Consider the following 15,827-nt stretch of genomic DNA (forward strand, 5'->3'; position numbering starts at 1 on the left):
TTATACTTTAAAGGAATCTGTCATGGTTTGGATAAAGCGACTGTCATTATTTGTAGTGGGATTATTAGCCATTATGGCTCTTCTGTTGGCGTACGTTATGTTGTTCGTCAATCCCAATGATTTTAAAGATGAGCTTAAAAGTGTTGCTTTGGAAAAAGCCAATGTCAGTTTGCGATTAGATGGAGACATCAGCTGGTCTTTTTTCCCTTGGCTTGGTCTTGAATTAGAGAACATCGGCGTTGCTCTGGGTGATGATCCAGAGATAGTGCAATTTGATCGTGCTGAGTTTGGTGTGGCGATTTTACCTTTGCTTGAGCGAAAAATTCAGGTGAATAAAGTTAACCTCGTCAATTTAAAGGCCCGTCTAAACAAAGATGCGCAGGGCCAAGGTAACTGGCAATTAGAGTCCTCTACTGTTGCAACCTCGAAGGATAATTCTACGGCTCAGACATCGGCAAAGGCGGTCACTCAGGCGAATGGCCCTGGTGAGTCTTTTAAAATCCCTGATATCCAATTGGACGAATTACGCATTGAAAATGCGCAAGTCTTATACCGTGACGAACAAACGAAACAGCTTATTAATGCGGTCTTAAATGTTCAATTAAACGACGTGCAATGGGATAAAGCATGGCCAATGGTAATGGACATTGCGGTGACGCAAAGTGACTTACAAGGTCAGTCGCCTGTTAAAGCAAAAGCCACGTTAAACGCTAACCTGACGGTGTTTCCAGAGCGAGAATCCTTATCACTGGATTCACTGGTTTTGTCAGCAGACCTAGAAGGTGACAATTTACCAACCAGCCCTATGAGTGCCAAGGTAAGTGCGGTGAATGTGGAGCTTGATTTACCCCAAGAGAATGTGTTGGCTGAAGGCGTTGCGCTAAGTGTTTTAGGGGTGAATGTTGATGCTAAAATTCAAGCCTATCAGGTGCTGAGTGATCCTCAGTTTTCTGCGGTCTTGTCGGTAGGTGAGTTTAATCCTCGTTATCTTATGACGCGTTTGAAATTACCATTGCCAGAGATGTCTGATGATACTGCCCTGACGAAAGCGCGAGCCGACATTATTTTTGAAGGTAGTTCGTCTTCTATTACCGCCCAACCTATCTCTATTGTGTTAGATGACACCAAGATAGAGGCCAATGCTGTGGTGGCTTTGTCTCCACTACGTTGGGATGTGAGTGTTGCTGGCGCAAACTTAAATCTTGATCGTTATCTTCCTACGCCGGTTGAGCCTGCTGATGGCAAGGGAAAAGAAACATCACCAGAAATGGTCGCTAAGGATATTCCGGCAGATGACAGTGACTTGATTCCGGTTGAGTTGATTCGTGGTTTGAACGGTCATGTCGGCTTAGTGTTTGAAAATATAACGTTTAAAAAATTAAAAATAGATAAGATCGAACTCGACTCCACGCAAGCGAATGGACTAGTGAGAGTATCACCCTTGAAAGCGTCTTTGTATAAGGGCAGCGTGTCATCCACAATGAATTTAGATGTGCGAGGACGCGTACCTTCAATCGACATTGTCCCCTCTATTGAGGGCGTGCAAATCCAGCCATTATTGGTTGATTTCATGGACATGGACAAAATAGCGGGTGCGACCTATTTGAATGGAGAGTTAAGTGCTAAGGGCAATCGTATAGACAGTTTAATGTCGTCTCTACAAGGGGATTTATTAATCGACATTAAAAAGGGCGCCTTAGTGGGCACAAACTTAACAAAGACGGTTTGTGAGGGCATTGCTACCATCCGTAAGGATAAAATTGATGAACAAAAGTTTGGTCCCGATACCCCGTTTGAAACCATGCGTTTTCCAGCGCGTATTGTTGACGGGCAGGTGTCGACGCCAGGGTTGAAAATAAGTTCGGCGGGTGTGCAAGTGACGGGTAATGGGGTTGTATCATTGCCTAATTCATCCTTGGATTATCAGGCGAACGTCGCGATTGCTGGTAGCACCTTAGATCAGGCTTGCCAAGTGAATGAGAAAGTCACTCAACTGGCGTTTCCTATTGTGTGTAAAGGCCAGTTTAGCGACGATCCAGCAGGTTTATGCCGCCCCGATATAAAAGGTTTTGGTCAGTTGTTTGCGGATTTAGCAAAAGCGGAGTTGGCTGAAAAAGCGGCTGAAGAAAAGGCCCGTTTAAAAGAAAAAGCCGAAGCTGAAAAAGAACGTTTAAAAAACAAAGTGGATGATGAAAAAGCGCGATTAAAGGCTGAGTTTGAAGAAAAACGCCAAGCGGAAGAAGAAAGAGCAAAAGAAAAATTAAAAGAGAAACTAAAGAGTTTGTTTTAGTCTCTGTTGAATATGCTGTAAACGTGAGAAATAAATGCAACCAGTTAAGAATTTTGCGCCCCGTGTCCTTGCGTGGTTTGATGAGCACGGGCGTAAAAGTTTGCCTTGGCAAGAGAATAAAACGCCCTATCGAGTTTGGATTTCTGAAATCATGTTGCAGCAAACGCAAGTGACAACGGTGATTCCTTATTACCATAAGTTCATGACGTCGTTCCCAACGGTTGAAGCACTGGCTGCCGCTGAACAAGATGACGTTCTTGCTCACTGGAGTGGTTTAGGCTATTACGCTCGGGCGCGTAATATGCACAAAGCGGCAAAAATGCTGGTGGATGAATTTGATAGTGAATTTCCACAAACGGTAGACGGTGTCTGTGAGTTGCCTGGGATTGGGCGTTCAACCGCGGCGGCGATTCTTTCTATCTCACGTGGTGTTCAAGCGGCGATTCTAGATGGCAATGTTAAGCGAGTGTTGGCGCGCTTTCATGCGGTACCGACGTGGCCAGGCGATAAAAAAACTGAAACCGCCATGTGGGATTTAGCGGAACATTATATGCCAAGTGAGCGTTGTGGTGATTATACGCAAGCCATGATGGATTTAGGTGCAACGCTTTGCACTCGTTCCAAACCACAATGTTTGCTCTGCCCTTTAGAAAGTGATTGCCAAGCGCGCTTGACCTTGGACCCTACGCAATTCCCCATTCGCAAACCGAAGAAAGCCGCGAAGCCAGAAAAGCAAATTCAGCTGCTGGTGTTGGTGAATCAACAAGGTCAACGTTTACTGGAGAAGCGTCCTTCGACAGGGATTTGGGGCGGGCTGTGGAGCTTGCCAGAATTGGCATCGGAAGAGTCTATTGTATTGCATATTGAGCAACGTTTTGCGACACAAGTGAAAACTGTCATGCCTTTGTCACCTTTTAGACATACGTTTAGCCATTACCATTTGGATATCTCACCAAGTTGTATTCAGATTGCGGATACACAATGGGTGACTGAGGGAGATAAATACCAATGGTTCAGTCAAGAGGAGGCTCTGTCACAGGGATTGCCGGCGCCAGTACGACGTATTTTGGAACACATTAACTGACTTGGATCCTTGCATGAATACCGAGAAAAACGGTTTGAATTTGAAACGTGTGGTTGACGTTTTTGTCTCGTTTTTATGGTTAGGTTGTACCAGCTTTGGCGGGCCTGCTGCCCATCTTGGTTACTTTAATCAGACGTTTATTAAGCGCAAGCAGTGGGCAAGTGATGCGCAGTATGCTCAATGGGTCGCGCTAAGTCAGATTGTACCAGGGCCTGGTTCGAGTCAGGTGGGGTTCGCGTTGGGGTATCATCGTGCGGGTTTATTGGGGGCCATCGCGGCCTTTGTGGCTTTTACGTTACCGTCTTTTGTGGTGATGGTCGTTTTGGCTCAATTTGGTCAGCAATGGCTGGGGAATGTGTTTTTCGATGGTGTTGTTCAGGCGTTGAAATTATTGGCTGTTGTCGTGGTTGCTGATGCCTGTGTGAGTATGTGGCGATCTTTTTGTCAGCGCAAAGCGATGGCGTGTATGGTTCTATTAAGTGCCGTTTTTTTAATATTCGTGCCATTTGGTTTTGCCAATCTTATGGTGTTAGTTGTCGCGGCTTTTGTCGGCTTCTTTATACCAGCGTCGACGTCGAATACTCATGACCCTTTGCCTAAAGTACGCTTTGCGTGGTGTTTATTCGGTCTTGCTGTGGCGTTGTTTGTGGCGAGTTTTATTTTCGACACTGGATTGGGAGGGGTGTTCGCTGAATTCTATCAAGCAGGGGCGCTGGTCTTTGGTGGTGGGCATGTCGTGTTGCCTATGTTGTCGGCGTTTGTTTCTGATCGTGTCTCTGATGCTAACTTGTTAGTAGGTTATGCCGCAGCACAAGCGGTTCCTGGTCCTATGTTTACCATGGCAAGCTTTCTTGGTGCTTCTGCGGCACCACAAGGCGCAAATGTCTGGCTGTGGGCTGGTGTTGCAACCTTGGGTGTTTTTTTATCGGGTTTGCTTCTGATGTTGTGCGCGCAAAATATCTGGCAAAGTTTGTCTGAAAATGTCGTATGCCAACGTCTGCTAGCGAGTTTAAATGCCGCTGTGGTCGGAATACTCATCGCGGCTTTGTATCACCCTATTGCTACATCCAGTATTGTGAGCGTATGGGATATCGCTTGTGTCGCCATAGGGTTTATTTGGTTGAAATACAAACGGCCTTCGATTTTTATGTTGATTATTGTGTTTGTTCTAATTGGGCTGGTGCGCAGTTATGGATTCTGGGAGTGACAAGTCATGCTCACCTTGAATTTTGCTGTATTGGCGCCACTATTTAGACTGTAATTTTATGATGACGAGAGAGTTTTATGGCGAACACGGTTTTTTGTAAAAAATTTCAGAAAGAAATGGCAGCCTTAGATCGTGCTCCATTGCCAGGGGCAAAAGGCCAAGAGATTCTACAAAATGTCTCCAAGCAGGCTTGGCAAGAATGGCAGCAACTGCAAACCATGATGATTAATGAGAAGCAGTTGAACTTGATGCAACCAGAATCTCGCAAATACATAATGGAACAGATGGAAAAGTTCTTTAACAATGAAGCAACGGATAAATTGTCAGGTTACGTTGATCCTGATGATATTAAAGAGCTTTAATAAGCGATATTTGTTTGGACTTTTTTCTCGACCATCGCTGTAAGCTGTCACAAAATGCCCCTTGTTATGAGAATTAACAAGGGGCATTTTTGTTTGTAAACTTTATTGCTGACCAGACATCGCGTTTTTATTGGGTGACAAAGCTAGCGAATAAAATGTCTTTGACGGGGGCTAGGTTGGTTTCTTTCTGTAGGGCATCATTGACCGCAATAGCCGCTTCTTCACGCGTTTTTTCTCGTGCTATGGCACCGGTGACTTGTTCTGTAGTGCGTGAGCTCAGAAACATGACAAGTGCATCTCGGATCAACGGCATGTTGTGCTCTATTAAGTCTTTTGAGTTGACGTCTGTTCGAATGCTAATGCTGGTTTTTATGTATTTTAGTCGAGCGTCATCGGCTAGATGATTAACCACAAAATCTGGCTTTAACTCGACATAGGTGGAGGGGGCGGCTTCTTCTGCATGACTGACCATACTAGAAAGCCCGCACAGTAAAAGAAAAGTAAAAAGACCATGTTTATTAAGCAGGGACATCATCAATGACATGTTAGATTCTCGTATTCATTCTAATAGGCAGTATACTAACTGCCATTAAAGCTTGCTGTCAGTAGTAATTTTGTACTTTCTTATTTTCTGCTGTCGTCAGTTTATTGTTTGGCTGGGTTAATTTTCTTTCGTTTACTTAGGAGTCTTTGTATATGGTTGGCTTGTTGTCTGCTCGTCGCTTTCATGGTTTGGTGGCGTTTGTCGCCTTCGCTCTTTTGGCGGTGGCTTTTTATATGGAATATCAAATGGGATTGGAGCCTTGTCCTCTTTGTATGTTGCAAAGAATTGCCTTTTTTTGCGTCGGTGTGATGTCTTTGTTATCGGCATTAACCGCGAGCATCAAAGTTCGCAAAATCTGTGCTTGGATTGTAATCATTTTATCTTTGATTGGGGCGGCTTTAGCGATTCGTCATTTGTATTTGCAAAGTCTGCCTGCGGATGATTTGCCGGCTTGTTTGCCAGGATTGAGTTATATGTTTGAGGTATTTCCATGGCAGGAAATTATGCAGGCAATGATCATGGGGACAGGGGAGTGTGGTGAAGTTCATTGGACTTTGTTTGGCATTAGTATTCCGGGATGGACATTGCTTGCTTTTATTGCCATGGCGACGGTGAATATTATTATTGCGCTGCGAGCGGGTAAAAAAACATCTTTCTAGTAAACCGTTACAAAACCCCTCAGGTGATTGTCTTGCAGGGGCTAACAGATCGGAATATGCTTGAAACAAAGGTAAATTATAATAAACGCGTGATGGAGTCTGTATATGTTAGAAGGTTGTAAAACAGCCCAAGAACGATGGGGCGGTGTTCACGATATTATTGACCGTTGGCTTGAGCAGCGTCGTCAGCTTATTGAGTTGTGTATCTATTTACGTGATCGTGGTGAGTTTACCCCGACAGATACGCCTAAGATTCAGTCCCTTTGCGAGATGCTAGTGGATTATGTTTCCGTTGGACATTTTACGGTTTATGAGCAGCTCGCGTTGGAAGCCAAAGAGTTTCACGACGATAGTGCCTTGGTTTTGTTGCGCAAGTTGTTGCCAAAAATCGATGCTTCAACCGAGGTCGCGATTGAATTTAACGATAAGTATGACACCAAAGAGCATTGCAATTCTCAGCTTGAAGCCTTGCCGTTTTCATTGAAAGCCTTGATTCTTGTGATAGCCGAACGATTCCAATATGAAGATCAGTTGATTAAGGAATTACATGAAGCACATAGCGAAAAAAGCGCTTGAGCTTGGTTTAATTGCTTTTAGCTCTGTTGCCTTGCTGTCTTGCTCTGCTGAAGCGCCTATTCGCACAGCAAAATACGCTGAGCAGGGGCTGTATTCTGCTGGGCTGAGTGATGACGGTTCCTCTGCGTTAATTGGTTCCGTGCAGCATGGTGGCAGTTATTGGGTAAATGCTGTTAATGAGCGACGTTTTAACTGGAATCATGCCGCAGGTGAATTTTCATCCATAGTAGGCGTTGATATTGATCCTAGCGGTCTTTATGCGGCAACAGGTGGCGCTCGCACATTAGTGCTTTGGAATACCACAACGGGTATGTCTGAAGGCTTTTGGTCGACGCCCGGTGATATTCAGTCCTTAAAACTGACTCAAAATGGCAACAATGCTCTTATTGGTTTGAATGATCAGACCGCGCGTTTTTTTGATATTAAAAACGGTGGTATAAAGCAAACCTTAAGAACAGGGGCAACGGTTCGAGCTGTGGACGTCATGTCTGATGGCAGCATTGGAATCACTGGTGATGATTTGTCCAATGTCATTTTATGGAATTTGCAAACCGGTGAAAAAATACACCAGTGGACATTAAGTAATGACATTGCCAGTGTCGCATTATCAAGTGACGGGAAATATGCCTTTGGTGCTGCCCAGCTTGGTAACGCAAAGATTTGGTCCACGCGTGATGGCAAAGAATTGACTAATATCGATACTGGGGCATTACAGTATCGTAACGTGACCCTGAGCCAAGCTGTATTTTCACAAGATAACCGGTTTATTCTAGTGGGTGGTATGAATAGTACCGTGTCCCTTGTTCAAGTCAGTACTGGTGCAATACAAAAAGAATGGCGTATTTATTTACCCAAAGGTCGTCCCGCTGGGGCGAGTGTGTTGGCCTTGTCTTTTGCTCCAGGTAATCGTTATTACGCAATCGGAAGTAATGGTTATTTAAACGTATTGGAATAGTTCATGTCTCAATCTTTTGATCCACTTTCATTATCTCGTCCAAGAGAGCGGTCAATTTGGGCGGCTTTGTTCGCTGCTCAAGCGGCTATTTCCGTCGCTGCGGGTGCATTTGGGGCTCATGCCCTTGCCGATCTACTTGATATGAAAGCACTCAGCTGGTGGCAAACTGGTAGTCAATATCTGATGTATCATGCATTGTCTGGGTTGATTGTTTCTACTTTGTTTTTTTCTTTGCCTTCTAGAAAGCTTATTTTATGTCTCTTTTTTGTTGGTAATATTTTATTTGCTGGCAGCTTATACGTTATGGCATTAACGGGTTATCGATTTTTAGGTGCGATCACGCCTTTAGGTGGCTTATGTTATATGCTGGCGTGGTGCTTTTTGGTATTTCGTTTATGGCGTCTAGGGGTAAATAAATAAGTCAGTCTGTGTGCTGAGCACTTTCGAAAAGGGAGAACAAAGCAGGACAGCGCAGGGTTTTTCCGGTAGTATGCGTGCCGAATTAATGATCGATTTAGGCTGATAGAATGGCCTATGTTGGCTTGTCACATAGTAGAATTAAGCGATACGAAACCATGCAAGAACACGATACAGAGACTCAAGAACCGTTTTATAAACGTACCATCCGTAGCTTCGTTGTACGCGGTGGACGAATGACGGAAGGTCAGCAAAAGAATTATGAAGCAAATTGGGCCGTATACGGTTTGAATCTTGCTGATGGTCGAGTGGATTACACGACGGTGTTTGGCCGTGAGTCCGATGTTATTATTGAAGTCGGTTTTGGTATGGGATCTTCCCTTGCTGAAATGGCCAAAAATGCCCCTGAAAAAGATTTTATCGGTATTGAAGTACATCCTCCAGGTGTGGCCAAACTGATGATGCTGGCAAAAGAGCAAGGTATTACTAATTTACGCGTATATTGTGATGACGCTATAGAAGTGATGGCGAATTGCTTGCCGCAAAAAGCTGCCAATGCTTTTCAATTGTTTTTTCCAGATCCTTGGCATAAAAAGAAACACAACAAGCGTCGTATTGTTCAACCTTTGTTTGCGCAACAGGTGGCTAATGTGCTGAAAACAGGTGGTCACTTCCATATGGCAACGGATTGGCAGCCTTATGCAGAGCATATGATAGAGGTGATGGAAGAGCAGGCGCAGTATGAGAACGCGGCAGGGAAGGGCTTGTATCATCCTCGTCCTGAATGGCGGCCTCTAACCAAATTTGAACAGCGTGGCGAGCGTTTGGGTCATGGTGTTTGGGATTTGATTTACACCAAAAAAAGTGACTGAGCAGGGATTTAATACTGTTCAGATAATAAAAAAGCGACTCACGTCGCTTTTTTATTATCTATATTCCTGAATCGGAATATTATTTAATTTCTACGCTGTCACGGCTGTTGCCAGCATCAAAGTACTCTTGGAATACTTTAGGAGTACGGCCACGGCCAGTCCATTCATGAACTTCACCATCAACGGTTAAGCGATATTTTGGTTCAACCGTTTTGCCTTTTGTTGCGCCTGCTTTTGGCGCTGTCAGCAATGCGATTTCTTCCATGGTTAGACCGCTTTTTGCGATTAGAGTAGCGATCTCTTCAGCACGAGCCGATTTCATTGCTTGCTCAGCTTCGCGAGCGGCTTCTTCTTCTTTGACTTTTTCAAGTGCGTTGTTGAAGCCTGCAATTAGATTTTCCAATTGAGCAACGGTTAACTCTTTGGCAGCTGCGCGTGCTTTTGCTTTGTTGCTTGCTAATTCTAGTAATAAACTCATTAGTGTCCCCTATTTATCTGTTAAGAACTGGTTGTCTGTTAATAACTGGTTGGTCCTGCACTGAAAAATAGATCCGTCTTTTACACCCAGTGGCGTGTTAAAAATTGATAAATCTAAAGTCTTCTAAGATAGAGAAACTCTCTTTTCAGTCTGACCGTGAATCTAAATCAGAGATGAAAATGAACTTTATCTTGTAATGCTAACTCAATATTTACGTAAACCTTTTTAAAGTCTTGAATGGTTCGTTAATACAGTGTGGCGTGATTTTATACTATTTCAAGTTTGAGTTGTGGATTTTAATAAAAAATACTCTAACATGCTAATCAAATAATGCTTTGTAATCGTTAGAAAAGTGTAAACAATAGGGTAATGCATGAATTCTATATCAGATAACTTAAGTTCAGAGTTTTCTATATTAAAAAAATACAGTGACAATATTATTCAATTATTTGAAGAAGGGGCTACCGTCCCTTTCGTTGCTCGATATCGAAAAGAAAGTACGGGTGGCATGAGTGATATAGACTTACGTTCCTTCTATGATAGATGGCAATATCTAGTGGAATTTAAAAAACGCCAAGAGAGCATTCTCGCAATATTATCACAAGACCCAGCAGTGTCAGCGGCTGTGCTCAATAAGCTTCGTCAGGCGACGTCTAAAAATGAACTTGAAGATCTGTATTCACCGTACAAAAAAACACGTAAAACGAAAGCGGATGAAGCGAAAGAGCAAGGGCTTGAGCCTTTGGCTGCTCTTATCTGGGTTGGACGTCATGCAGACAGTCACTCTGCTGTTTCTGCTTGGTGCCAGCAAAATGGCATTCGCTTGTCGGCGGAGTCTGCGTTAGAAGGCGTGACGGAAATATTGAATGAAGCGATTGCGAATGACAGTGAAATTCTGAAGAAAGGACGAGTTGAGCTCCTGAATGACGGTATTTTAACCAGCCGTGTTTTACGTGGAAAAAAAGAGCAAGGTGAGAAATTTAGAGATTACTTTGACTACCAAGAAGCGATCAATAAAGTGCCTTCACATCGATTATTAGCTCTCTTTCGAGGCAAAAAGGAGGCGATCCTTAAACTCAGTGTGTCTTTAAAGAATACAACGGGTTATCCCGATAGACTCATTTTCCCTCATCTTAATCAATTACTTGATGATAAGGCTACGCAGACACAAAGAATGACGCCTCTGCAGTGGCGTTATTTAAATACGGCTTGGGAAAATAAACTTCTGCCTAAATTAGAAGCAGATATTTTGGCACAATTGAAAGAGCGCGCTGAGGAGGGGGCTATTCAGGTTTTTGCTAACAATCTTCAGGATTTATTGATGGCGGCACCGGCTGGCGCGCATCGGGTATTAGGCGTTGATCCTGGCTTTCGTAATGGGGTTAAGTTGGCTGTGATTAATGAGCAGGGGTCATTGTTAGATCATGGTGTTATTTATCCCCATGGGCCGCAGAACCGTGTGCAAGAAGCGAATGCCATACTGTCTAAGCTAATACATCAACATGGTATAGGCTGGATCGCAATTGGTAACGGAACGGCTTCACGGGAAACTGAGGCGCTGATTAAAACGCTGATCAATGAATCGAGCTTAGATTGCCGTGCTGTTGTTGTTAGTGAAGCAGGGGCGTCTGTGTATTCTGCTTCACCAATAGCCATAGAAGAATTTCCAGACCTTGATGTCACTATTCGAGGCGCGGTTTCTATTGCCCGTCGTTTTCAAGACCCGCTTGCTGAATTAGTCAAAATCGATCCGCAGGCCATTGGAGTGGGTCAGTATCAACACGATGTAAAGGTGTCCCAACTGTCTAAATCACTTGCTAATGTGGTTGAAGATTGTGTTAACCGAGTGGGCGTTGATATTAATCTAGCGTCTGTTTCTTTATTGTCCTATGTGTCTGGTTTGACAACCCGATTGGCGCAAAATATTGTCGATTATCGGCAGCAGAAAGGACGCATTGAATCTCGGACTGAATTGTTGAAGATAAAAGGCATTGGTGAAAAATGTTTTGAACAGTGTGCTGGTTTTTTAAGAATACTAAACGGTAAGGAAGCATTGGATCAATCAGGTGTGCATCCTGAATCCTATCCTTTAGTGCAGAAAATGGCGACGCAATTAAAGTTAAAGGCGCAGGATTTGCTGAATAATAATAGTGCTTTGCAGCAGTTGAAGTCATTAGCGCCAAGTTTTTCTCAAGCGGGAGACTTTACGTATTCAGATATCCTTAATGAGCTGGCAAAACCAGGGCGAGATCCACGACCAGAGTTTCGTTATGCGTCTTTTGATAATAGTGTACAAAAGCTTGAAGACGTACAGGAAGGTATGACGTTGGAGGGGGTTGTGACAAACGTAGCGGCTTTTGGGGCGTTTGTGGATCTTGGAGTGCATCAGGACGGTTTGATTCATATATCGCAATTGGCAGATCGTTTTGTGAAAGATCCAAGAGACTTCGTGCGAGTAGGGCAAGTTGTCAATGTGACTGTGCTTGAGGTAGACGTACAACGCAAACGCATTGCATTAAAGGCAAATGGCCTTTGATCAATCTATGTTAAAAAAACAAAAACCGATTAGAAGGTTCTAATCGGTTTTAGGATAACGCATAACGCTAGCGTAAAAGGAATAATAACGAATCTTAAACCGCTACTGCGATTTGTGCTTTTGCTTCATTGAACGCTTCTTCGCCAGGTGCGCCCATTGCTTGACCGCCAGCGATAAAAGTGTCTTTTACATTTAAGCCGATGAAGCCTAAGAATGTTTGGATGTGTGGCACTTGGTGATCAACTGGAGCGCCGGCTAAGAAGCTACCGCTTGCAGCAAAGATGTAAGCATCTTTGTTTACCAAGCCAACAGGGCCCGTTTCTGTGTATTTAAAGGTACGACCTGCACGAGCAATATAGTCAAAGTAAGACTTTAAGGTAGAAGGAATGCCGAAGTTGTACATTGGAGCAGAGACGATAACCACATCTGCGGCTTCTAGTTCCGCAATCAGTTCGTCGCCAATCGCAACAATGGCTTTTTGCTCTTCAGAACGGTTCTCTTCAGGCGTAAAAAGTGCACCTAATGTTTCACCAGTAAAATGTGGTAGAGGGTTCGCTGTGACATCGCGAGCAACGACTTTACCTTCAGGGTTTTTCTCCAGCCATTTTGCAACAAACTCGTTTGCTAGTTGACGAGATTTAGAGTTTTCGCCAGAAGCACTAGAGTCAATACGTAGTAAAGTAGTCATATAAGAATCTCCATCATTGAACCAATAGGGTTTGTTAATCGATAATAATGGTATCTTATAACCAAATTATTTGATTAAAAAGCGACATTTTTTGGAGATATGTATCGAAAAATACGATACATTAATTATCCACCTATTTTAGTACGAGAATTATCTTGAAAGCCCCAAGAGTCACCCTAGAACAATGGCGAGTGCTGCAATCTGTTGTTGATAAAGGCGGTTTTGCCCAAGCGGCAGAAGCGCTTCATAAGAGCCAATCATCAGTGAGCTACACAGTCGCTAAACTTCAAGAACAGTTAGGTTATCCTCTGTTAATTATAGAGGGCCGTAAGGCAAAGTTGACAGAGCGGGGGGAAGTACTATTGCGCCGTTCACGTCATCTTTTAAAGGAAGCGGTTGATTTAGAAGAGCTTGCGCATACCTTAGGGCAGGGTTGGGAGCCTGAATTAGAGCTGGTTGTTGATCAAACGTTTCCCACGCCGGCATTACTTCGAGCGCTAAAATCATTTGAGCCACAAAGTAAAGGCACGCAAGTGCAATTGAAAGAAGTGGTACTAAGTGGTGGTTTAGAAGCATTAAAGCAAGGTAGGCCCGATCTTGTATTAAGTGCGATCGTACCAAAAGGTTATCTTGCGGATCCTATTGTTGAGGTTGAGTTGCTGGCGGTTGCTTCTCCTCAGCACCCTTTATTTCAAGAAGAGGGGCTAATAGACAACGAAAGACTAAGCCGAGAATTGCAGCTGGTCATTCGAGACTCTGCAGTGGAAACGTCCATGGACGCTGGCTGGTTGGGTACTGATCGACGTTGGACCGTATCCAGTGTGCAATCCGCTTTAGAAATTGTGACCAGTGGCATTGGTTTCGCTTGGTTGCCTAAAGCAGACATACATGATGAATTGGGCAGTGGTAAGTTACAAAAGCTGAATCTGGTTTCTGGCAGTGAGCGTAACTTCCACCTTTATGCTATTTTTGGTAAAGGCGAGCGCACAGGTCCCGCGACGAGATTACTGGTTGAGTTACTTCAAGCGGAATGCAATAGCTGTCCAAAACGTTCTTCTATTGCTTAGGCGTCGATAAACGTCTGTTTTCAGCAAGATTGTTAATGATCACTCGCCAGTTTGATCTTGAATAATACGCAATAAAGAGGGAAGGAAGGCACGGTCAACGTGGCTTTCTACACTCCATAACTTCGCAATAGCAATGGCTTTTGGGCAATGGAATAGTATTTTTTCAAGATGAATTTTCACGACTAATTTTGGTGGTTTAGGGTCACTAAAGAGCGTTAGAAGATCCTCATCACGATGCAAACTGGCAATGCCCTTTGCGCGGACAACTTCACCAATACCTGGAATCATAAACAGCAACCCGATTTCAGGTTGAGTCACTAGGTTTTTCAGACTATCCAAACGGTTATTGCCTGCAGAGTCTGCGAAAGCCAATGTTTTTGAGTCCAATACTTTAACAAATCCGGCCTCTCCACCGCGGGGGGATATGTCCGCAAAGCCGTTTTTATCGGCCGTAGAAATCAGAACAAAGGGACTGTTTTTTATAAAGGTAATGGCGTGTTGTTCTAGCTCGGTGATTTCTTTATTTACCGCCAACGGATGAGGCTGATCGTAGAGAGCCTCTAGTTGCTCTAGTGATGTTATTTGGCTCATGCCAGTCCTTTTGTCTGTAAGGTCGATGTTTGATTTGAATGTAAAGTGTATTCTATAACACTAATGCCATCGTGAGGAGGTCATCTAATTAGCATTTTTCTGCGTATGAGAGAGTCGGAAGCGGTTTTTGAGTAAGTCACATTTATTATGAATAGCAAAGGAGGCGATATGATTACAGTACATCATTTAGAAAACTCAAGGTCTCAACGTATCTTATGGTTGCTGGAAGAGCTTGGTTTAGAGTATGCCATTGTGGAATATAAGCGCGATCCAGACACAGCGTCAGCGCCAGAATCGTTAAAAAAAATACATCCTCTCGGTAAGTCTCCAGTGATTAGCGATGGCGAGTTAACGGTGGCTGAGTCAGGGGCGATCATTGAATATTTATTAGATAAATACGATGGCGAAAAGCGTTTAAGGCCAACGGATGGTCAGGAATTATTGGATTATCGTTATTGGCTACACTTCGCGGAAGGATCATTGATGCCACTGCTGGTGATGAAGTTGGTCATGATGAAGGTCCCGCAAAGCCCAATGCCTTTTTTTGTTAAGCCGATTGCAAAGGCGCTAACAAGTAAAATTCAACAAAAATTCATTCAGCCTCGTATTCAACCGCAACTGGCTTTTATTGAAAAAACCTTAGGTGAGCATACTTGGTTGGTGGGTGAGACATTAACCGCAGCCGATATTCAAATGAGCTTTCCGCTTCAGGCTTCCAGTACGCGTATGGATTTGGCTAACTTTCCTAATATTGCCCGTTTTATTAAACAAGTAGAAGCGGTGCCCACCTACCAAAGAGCTTTAGAAAAAGGCGGTGCTTTTACGACGCTATAGGTTTTAATGAATAATTTGCGCACCTAACTGGTGTTTGTTTTTAAAAAACATTAGTTTGGTGCCTAAATTTTGCACTATTTGTTGATATTCGTTCTCATTAAGTGTATTTTGGCCTCTTATTTTTTGAAAGAGGTTTACTGGATCAATGACGCCTGAGCACCCAGTTCCCCAAAATGTTGGTGAGCTTTATGCGGAACACAGTTCGTGGTTAACAGGATGGATCCGTAAACGTTTAGGCTGTCATGAATTGGCGGCTGATATTGCCCAAGATACCTTTGTTCGACTGCTGAAAAAGCCAAAATATTTCTCTAACATGGGAGAGGCTAGGGCTTTTTTAAGCACTGTCGCCAAGGGGTTATATATTGATCAGTGGCGTCGTAAGCAGATAGAGCAGGCTTGGTTAGAGTCATTAAGTCACTGTGAGGAAGAATTTTACCCTTCTGCAGAGCATTCTGCTGCGATGATTGAGTTGATTTGCGAACTGGATATGATGATTGCAAAAATGCCCAAAAAAGTGGCGAATACGCTTATTTTATCTCAGTTGCATGGTTTAACCTATTTGGATATTGCTCAGCGTTTGTCTGTATCGGAACGTATGGTAAAACGTTATATGGCACAAGCCATGTTACACTGTGTTTTACTTAAATCTGATTTGTCTTTGTAGATA

General features: G+C 43.5%; 17 protein-coding genes. 13 read left to right on the top strand and 4 right to left on the bottom strand.

The window, feature by feature from the left end; all coding sequences use genetic code 11:
- Positions 1-22 precede the first annotated feature (22 nt).
- The 4 genes from DKT73_RS06400 to DKT73_RS06415 all read left to right on the top strand — a co-directional run bounded on the left by DKT73_RS06400 (position 23) and on the right by DKT73_RS06415 (position 4,943).
- Positions 23-2,290, top strand: a complete 2,268-nt coding sequence (locus tag DKT73_RS06400; RefSeq protein ID WP_111637747.1) for an AsmA family protein — start codon at positions 23-25, stop codon at positions 2,288-2,290.
- Between the two features lie 34 nt (positions 2,291-2,324).
- Positions 2,325-3,374 (top strand): A/G-specific adenine glycosylase, encoded by a 1,050-nt coding sequence (mutY, locus tag DKT73_RS06405; RefSeq protein WP_111637748.1) that lies wholly within the window; start codon positions 2,325-2,327, stop codon positions 3,372-3,374.
- A gap of 13 nt (positions 3,375-3,387) precedes the next feature.
- Positions 3,388-4,581 (top strand): chromate efflux transporter, encoded by a 1,194-nt coding sequence (gene chrA, locus DKT73_RS06410; protein ID WP_111637749.1) that lies wholly within the window; start codon positions 3,388-3,390, stop codon positions 4,579-4,581.
- Positions 4,582-4,658: 77 nt separating this feature from the next.
- Positions 4,659-4,943, top strand: coding sequence for an oxidative damage protection protein (locus tag DKT73_RS06415; RefSeq protein ID WP_111637750.1), 285 nt, complete (start codon positions 4,659-4,661; stop codon positions 4,941-4,943).
- 127 nt (positions 4,944-5,070) lie between these two features.
- Here the strand turns inward: DKT73_RS06415 and DKT73_RS06420 are convergent, their stop codons facing one another.
- Positions 5,071-5,487, bottom strand: a complete 417-nt coding sequence (locus tag DKT73_RS06420) for a flagellar basal body-associated FliL family protein (RefSeq protein WP_111637751.1) — start codon at positions 5,485-5,487, stop codon at positions 5,071-5,073.
- 152 nt (positions 5,488-5,639) lie between these two features.
- Between DKT73_RS06420 and DKT73_RS06425 the strand changes: the two genes are divergently transcribed.
- The 5 genes from DKT73_RS06425 to trmB all read left to right on the top strand — a co-directional run bounded on the left by DKT73_RS06425 (position 5,640) and on the right by trmB (position 8,966).
- Positions 5,640-6,146 (top strand): disulfide bond formation protein B, encoded by a 507-nt coding sequence (locus DKT73_RS06425; RefSeq protein ID WP_111637752.1) that lies wholly within the window; start codon positions 5,640-5,642, stop codon positions 6,144-6,146.
- Between the two features lie 105 nt (positions 6,147-6,251).
- Positions 6,252-6,722, top strand: a complete 471-nt coding sequence (gene rsd / locus DKT73_RS06430) for a sigma D regulator (RefSeq protein WP_111608103.1) — start codon at positions 6,252-6,254, stop codon at positions 6,720-6,722.
- A complete protein-coding gene (locus tag DKT73_RS06435) occupies positions 6,694-7,677 on the top strand; it encodes a WD40 repeat domain-containing protein (RefSeq protein WP_111637753.1) in 984 nt (327 codons plus the stop codon). The genes rsd and DKT73_RS06435 overlap by 29 nt, the downstream gene beginning before the upstream one ends.
- A 3-nt stretch (positions 7,678-7,680) precedes the next feature.
- Complete coding sequence (locus DKT73_RS06440; RefSeq protein WP_111637754.1) at positions 7,681-8,097, top strand: DUF423 domain-containing protein; 417 nt, start codon at positions 7,681-7,683, stop codon at positions 8,095-8,097.
- Positions 8,098-8,252: 155 nt separating this feature from the next.
- Positions 8,253-8,966: a tRNA (guanosine(46)-N7)-methyltransferase TrmB gene (gene trmB, locus DKT73_RS06445; RefSeq protein ID WP_111637836.1), complete on the top strand. Its 714-nt coding sequence runs from the start codon at positions 8,253-8,255 to the stop codon at positions 8,964-8,966.
- A 79-nt stretch (positions 8,967-9,045) separates the two neighbouring features.
- Here the strand turns inward: trmB and DKT73_RS06450 are convergent, their stop codons facing one another.
- Positions 9,046-9,444, bottom strand: a complete 399-nt coding sequence (locus DKT73_RS06450) for an H-NS histone family protein (protein WP_111637755.1) — start codon at positions 9,442-9,444, stop codon at positions 9,046-9,048.
- Positions 9,445-9,817: 373 nt separating this feature from the next.
- Between DKT73_RS06450 and DKT73_RS06455 the strand changes: the two genes are divergently transcribed.
- Positions 9,818-11,980 carry a Tex family protein gene (locus DKT73_RS06455; protein ID WP_111637756.1) on the top strand — a complete coding sequence of 721 codons (2,163 nt, stop codon included), beginning with the start codon at positions 9,818-9,820 and terminating at the stop codon, positions 11,978-11,980.
- A gap of 94 nt (positions 11,981-12,074) precedes the next feature.
- Here DKT73_RS06455 and DKT73_RS06460 read toward each other — a convergent pair whose 3' ends face one another.
- Complete coding sequence (locus DKT73_RS06460; protein ID WP_111637757.1) at positions 12,075-12,668, bottom strand: FMN-dependent NADH-azoreductase; 594 nt, start codon at positions 12,666-12,668, stop codon at positions 12,075-12,077.
- A gap of 155 nt (positions 12,669-12,823) precedes the next feature.
- Here DKT73_RS06460 and DKT73_RS06465 point away from each other — a divergent pair, with 155 nt between their 5' ends.
- A complete protein-coding gene (locus DKT73_RS06465; protein WP_111637758.1) occupies positions 12,824-13,735 on the top strand; it encodes a LysR family transcriptional regulator in 912 nt (303 codons plus the stop codon).
- 39 nt (positions 13,736-13,774) lie between these two features.
- Here DKT73_RS06465 and DKT73_RS06470 read toward each other — a convergent pair whose 3' ends face one another.
- On the bottom strand, positions 13,775-14,326 hold the full coding sequence (locus tag DKT73_RS06470) for an MSMEG_1061 family FMN-dependent PPOX-type flavoprotein (RefSeq protein ID WP_111637759.1): 552 nt from the start codon (positions 14,324-14,326) through the stop codon (positions 13,775-13,777).
- 168 nt (positions 14,327-14,494) lie between these two features.
- On the opposite strand from DKT73_RS06470, the gene DKT73_RS06475 reads away from it, so the two are divergent.
- Together DKT73_RS06475 and DKT73_RS06480 are read left to right on the top strand one after the other, a co-directional pair.
- Positions 14,495-15,160 (top strand): glutathione S-transferase, encoded by a 666-nt coding sequence (locus DKT73_RS06475; RefSeq protein WP_111637760.1) that lies wholly within the window; start codon positions 14,495-14,497, stop codon positions 15,158-15,160.
- A 145-nt stretch (positions 15,161-15,305) separates the two neighbouring features.
- On the top strand, positions 15,306-15,824 hold the full coding sequence (locus DKT73_RS06480) for a sigma-70 family RNA polymerase sigma factor (protein ID WP_111637761.1): 519 nt from the start codon (positions 15,306-15,308) through the stop codon (positions 15,822-15,824).
- The last annotated feature ends 3 nt before the right edge of the window (positions 15,825-15,827 follow it).

The sequence above is a fragment of the Marinomonas shanghaiensis genome (genome assembly GCF_003259175.1).
In the GTDB taxonomy this organism is placed as follows: domain Bacteria; phylum Pseudomonadota; class Gammaproteobacteria; order Pseudomonadales; family Marinomonadaceae; genus Marinomonas; species Marinomonas shanghaiensis.